Raw genomic sequence first — 4,942 nt, 5'->3', positions numbered from 1 at the left:
GGTTTACGTTGGCGCTTCGCTGCCATGTACGACCGGCTACACCTGCACGGTGTAGGTGCTGCGGGAATGTTGGGCTACCAGACGGAGAGATTCGGCTGGCGGTAAGGTTCGGGCCAGGGTAAGGACTTCCAGGTATGCAGGGTCTGGCCGGGTCATGGGTTCGGGTTTGGTGGTGCGCGGCTTGGCAAATAGCCCGTCCATGAAATCGCGCCACCAAGGTTTCTTTGAAACCTCGGAAAAACGACCTTCAAGGTGCCACGGCGATAAAACCGAATGCGTGCCATGCTGGTATTTCGCCTCAAATACCTGACGGGTGTCGTAGCATTTTTCCACATCTTTACCGGTGAACATGAGCCGATCACAGACCACATCCTGAGGGTTTGTGCCCAGTCGACTAGTAGCCACGTGGAATCTGGGCATATACCCAGCGCGCTCTGAAATCAGCATGGAGAGCAGGCCTCCGATAAACGGTATGCGTACCTTGTCGAAACGAATGTGCCGAACGGTTTGCTCTATAAATGCCTCTCGAAGCTGCTTATCGACCTGCTGGATATCCTGCATGATGTAGTAGCAGTCCCAGCCGTGTTTGCGGGCGTGTGCGAGGTAATCCAACGTCCCGGCGCGGGTCTTATCGGCAAAGGTCCGGGTGTTCATCCAAGTCCCTAGCTCATCAAGTACCAAAGCTCCGTTTTTTTCTTCGTCGTAGCTGTCCGGGTTGCCATGGCCAGCGGCGAGCAAATCGGTTTCGCTGGGCTTATCGGGGATACGGACATAGGTGATTTTTGACCTGGGGCCAAACATGGCTTTGAGGTCAATATCCAAGTTCGAAGCTACCGCCCTCCCCCGCTTGAAGTAACGTTCTCGCATGGTAATCACGGCATGCTTACTCTTACCGGTCCCTTTTTTACCCACGTAAGCGTAATCGGTCATAGCGGCTTATTTCGAAAAGTTCTCAATGCCATGCTTGCGAATTTTGTACACCTCAGTACCGATCCAGACTGAACCAATGCACGAAGTTATGGCACCCGCGTTGCCAGGGATGAACATGCCAAGGCCCATCCAAAGGAAGCGGACCCAAGGTCCACCGCTAACACTACCGACATTGGCGATGTAGTTGTAAATACTCGCAAGGCAGACGTGAACGGCAAAAGCAAACGCGGTAATTACAGCTAGCCACGTCACAAAAGACGCGAGCTGCAAAGCAACTCTGAAAGAAAGCCAGCGGGCAAAAAACGTTACGAGCGCACTGGCAATCGAACCGATGAAAGTAGCAAGTAAAGGCATAGTGATCCCTAGACGTTGGCGGCTTTGATCCAGCCAAGACACAGCCACAAGGACGACACCGCCCAGATGTAGCCCATGGCGGTACGCGTTCCCTCGACCACGTTACAAGGGTCTATGGTGCCCATGCTTTGACCGTTGTAGCTGGGCAGATCGAAACCCGTACATTGCACCGGTGCAGGTGCTGCAAACAAGCTTTCCCAACCGGCATACACGCCATCACCAGCCTGCTTAATGGTGTCGCGGGCCGCGTCCGAATCGGTTTTGACCTGGTCTAATTTGCCGTTGTACTTACCTTCATCGACCGCACCGGGCGTGCCGGTTTCGTCTATTTTGCAAGCTGGTTGGCCGGGCGCACCACAAGCGGCCTCGGAGCCTGTGCCAGACCCTGTGCCGGAGCCACTACCAGACCCGGAGCCGCTACCCGACCCGGAGCCGCTACCTGTGCCCGTCCCTGTGCCTGTGCCTGTGCCTGCACCGGTGCCGGTGCCGACGCCGCCGCCCGTGCCAGAGCCGGTACCCGAACTAGGCGACCCTCCCGTGCCGGTGCCGGTGCCTGTGCCTGCGCCAGTGCCGGTCCCAGTACCAGTGCCAGTGCCCGTACCTGTGCCCGTACCGGTGCCAGTGCCCGTACCTGCGCCCGTACCGGTGCCAGTGCCCGTACCTGTGCCTGTGCCGGTGCCAGTGCCCGTACCTGTGCCTGTGCCGGTGCCAGTGCCCGTACCTGTGCCTGTGCCTGTGCCCGTACCGGTGCCTGTGCCTGTGCCTGTGCCTGTGCCTGTGCCTGTGCCCGTACCGGTGCCAGTGCCAGACCCGGTGCCAGTCCCAGTACCCGTGCCAGTGCCGGTACCACTGCCAGAGCCAGAACTTCCAGCGATTGGAGGCGGCTGAGATGGTGGCGTAAATGTGGTGTCACAGCTTGCGCCGTTCGTGACGTAATTCGATGTATTGTTGACTGGGTAGTAGCCATTTGAGCCTTTGTCTAAACCGTAAGAGAGATTGGTTTCCTCACCTGCAACATACTGGCAACCGTCGGAGCAATAGGTAGTCGGTGCGTCTGCAGAACCAGCGGCAATCGAATATCTAGAACCGCTGGACGAACCCTGCAAGGTACCGGCTGGATCGTCTTTTAGCCATCCAGTCAAGAGCGTGAAACTGGCAATCTGGTTTTGAACGCATGAGGAGCTGGCATAAAAGGAGCCGGTGTAGTGTGCGGTCAATCCTTGATAACGCGCGATGACAGACATGTAACCACTAATGCCATCAACATTTGGATTGACTGCCTCACATGAATAACTAGCGCCAGCGGCGACAGATCCCGGGTCCGCGGTGGCTGCAGCTGCCCAGCCATCGCATGCGGCCTGCGGAGAAGCGAAGCTTGCACCGGGTACCTGCGGTGTCTTCCACACCGTGGTACTGGCCGATACTACGCCCGACATGGCGCAGAGAAAAGCGGCGCAGAACAGCCGGAAAGTGTGCTTCATGGTCGCAATTTTTTTTGTGAAATCGTGTGAAAAATAGGGTGCAGACCAATGGTTGCACCCTTGACCAACTTAGGCCGCGCCCTTCGCACGCTTGATCCACTTGACACCGATCATGATGCCGACGACGGTAATAGCCAGACCGAACATGACTGGACCAAAGCCAGTAGCGGAAGCAGACAGACTTTGCACGGCGGTCAGCGCATCGGTTGGGTCAGCAGCGTGAGCAACTCCCACCAGAGACAGAGAAGCGGCAATGACGGCCAACTGAGCGGCCTTGTTGCGGAATGCGTTTTTGATTTGCATTGGGATACCTTTGGGAAAAAACGGTGCGAAATTACACCCGTAGGACTTGCGCGCAGGCCCTACGGGTGAAAGCTCACAGGAGACGATCAAGGGGGGGCGGTGGCCCGCTGCGCAGGCCACCCCACCCCTTGATCTTTTCTGCGATGAATGCAAATTTTGCATATCAAGATGAATACAAAGCACGGTGGATCATTCGGACTTTCCAGCCCAATGCGTAGCCCACAGCCCAGGCAAAAAGGTAATAGGAAACAAGGCTTGTCATTTGCACTTTGGGCCACAGCCGTCATACGCAGGAGGAAGCACAGCGCTTATAGGTAAAGCTACTTTCCAAGGGTTAGACCAGTGCTTCACAGCAACATAGCCACCGTACACAACGGCTAACACAACCACCCATGCCACTAGACGAGAAATCATTGCAAATGGCCTCCGAGGTAGCCGAGCGCAAAGGCACACACAGCAAGGCCAGCGCCCAGCAGGTCATAGAGATTTTGGAAGTCCGAAGCAGTCACCAGTCACGCCTTTGCACGTAGCAAGGCTGGCCGATTGGCTGGCCCATGCAGGGAGTGACATAGACGGGCACAGGAGAGCGGGCCATTTCTTCGGTGCCACCCAAAACGAAGGCGATCAATAGAATAAGAATCACGTGGTGCGGCTCCATTTAGTGAACGGTGGATGACGTAGGGAGCCACGAAAACGGGCCGGAGGGATTGATTTCGCGGGGGGTGGTGCGGATGCGTACAAAGCGCGTAAAACCTGCTCCCGCTGGTGCGTACTCAGGGAGGAGAATCCGGCCATCGTCACGATGGACAAATCCACCGCCTTCGAGGCGGTGCCAGGGTTCGCCAACCGCAGCATTGCCCTGCACATACGCAGGCCACAGTACCCAGCGCTTGCAATCACGACCAGACTTGTCCAGGCCACCCAGGCCGTATATGCGTGCACCATGGGGGAAACCTCCAATGTTTTTGGAATCGGTTTTTGAAACGTATTTCATGAGGTAGGCAATGGGCGCTGTGGCCTCTTTGCGGTTGCTCATGCCATGGGGCCACCACCCGGACTTATCGGGCTTGGGGATGGACATACCAGGGGCCAGCCAGACCACCACGTGGTAGTGGATCACGCCGCGATCTTGGAGCTCTGCAACCCAGGCATACCGCACGGTCTTAGTACCGACGCGCTTGTAATGCCAATTGCGAAGGCGGTCCAGATAGCGGGAAATGTGCTCTGGCCGCCAATTAGCATTGGTGCCTTTGTAGGTAAGGGTCACCAGCCACATTCTTTGGCCCTTGCCGCCTGCGTTATGCAGTGCCTTGGCACCTACCCCTATGCCTTTGCGAAGTCGACCTATACGGGCTTCCTTGGGGTCAATGACAATGGAGTTTTCCATCACAGCCCGTTCCCGGTCTATCGACCACTGGGGACGGGCTCCAAGGACTTCCAGGGTGGACGAACTTGCTGTGCAAGTTGTTGATACTGAGACAAGCCCAGCGGCTGCGCCGCTCGGGAGACTGCGCTCCATCCGTGCGGCGTGCGCGGCTGTAAGGCGACGCGAACCACGCAGAGCACGGGCGTGGGCGGTGGCGGCTTGGATGGTGGCGGCGTTCATGAACCGTGGCGATCGAAAGGACCATTTGCAGGCTCACCGACAGGCTCAGACTTGGCAAATAAGCGTCTTTGCAGCGGCACCGGTAACAAAACCGTCAAAAGCGAAGACGCATTAAGTAGCAACTCAGACAAATCTCGAGACACAACACCCAAGCGACTAGCTTCTCTAGCCGCCATCAAAGCATTGATTAACTCCAAAAGATGAAGCGGATTAATCTGAACAGGCTGATCTTTCGGATATAACTTTTTCACAGACCCTCCCCTGCCAC

General features: G+C 56.7%; 6 protein-coding genes. All 6 read right to left on the bottom strand.

What is annotated here, in order from left to right; genetic code table 11:
• Nucleotides 1-36: 36 nt before the first annotated feature.
• Nucleotides 37-930, bottom strand: coding sequence for a zonular occludens toxin domain-containing protein (locus AC097L_RS23075; RefSeq protein WP_479589083.1), 894 nt, complete (start codon nt 928-930; stop codon nt 37-39).
• A 6-nt stretch (nt 931-936) separates the two neighbouring features.
• Entirely contained in the window at nt 937-1,284 is a 348-nt protein-coding gene (locus AC097L_RS23070; protein ID WP_479589082.1) for a hypothetical protein, read from the bottom strand.
• Between the two features lie 325 nt (nt 1,285-1,609).
• Nucleotides 1,610-2,197: a hypothetical protein gene (locus AC097L_RS23065; protein WP_479589081.1), complete on the bottom strand. Its 588-nt coding sequence runs from the start codon at nt 2,195-2,197 to the stop codon at nt 1,610-1,612.
• A gap of 637 nt (nt 2,198-2,834) precedes the next feature.
• On the bottom strand, nt 2,835-3,068 hold the full coding sequence (locus tag AC097L_RS23060; protein ID WP_479589080.1) for a hypothetical protein: 234 nt from the start codon (nt 3,066-3,068) through the stop codon (nt 2,835-2,837).
• A 658-nt stretch (nt 3,069-3,726) separates the two neighbouring features.
• On the bottom strand, nt 3,727-4,674 hold the full coding sequence (locus AC097L_RS23055) for a rolling circle replication-associated protein (RefSeq protein ID WP_479589079.1): 948 nt from the start codon (nt 4,672-4,674) through the stop codon (nt 3,727-3,729).
• Nucleotides 4,671-4,942: hypothetical protein (locus AC097L_RS23050; protein ID WP_479589078.1), on the bottom strand; the 272-nt coding region annotated here is incomplete at its 5' end. The genes AC097L_RS23050 and AC097L_RS23055, both read right to left, overlap by 4 nt.

This window comes from Rhodoferax sp. RT5P35, from assembly GCF_056521385.1.
The sequence above is the reverse complement of the archived record's forward strand: the minus strand, read 5'-3'. Positions and strand labels throughout refer to the sequence as shown.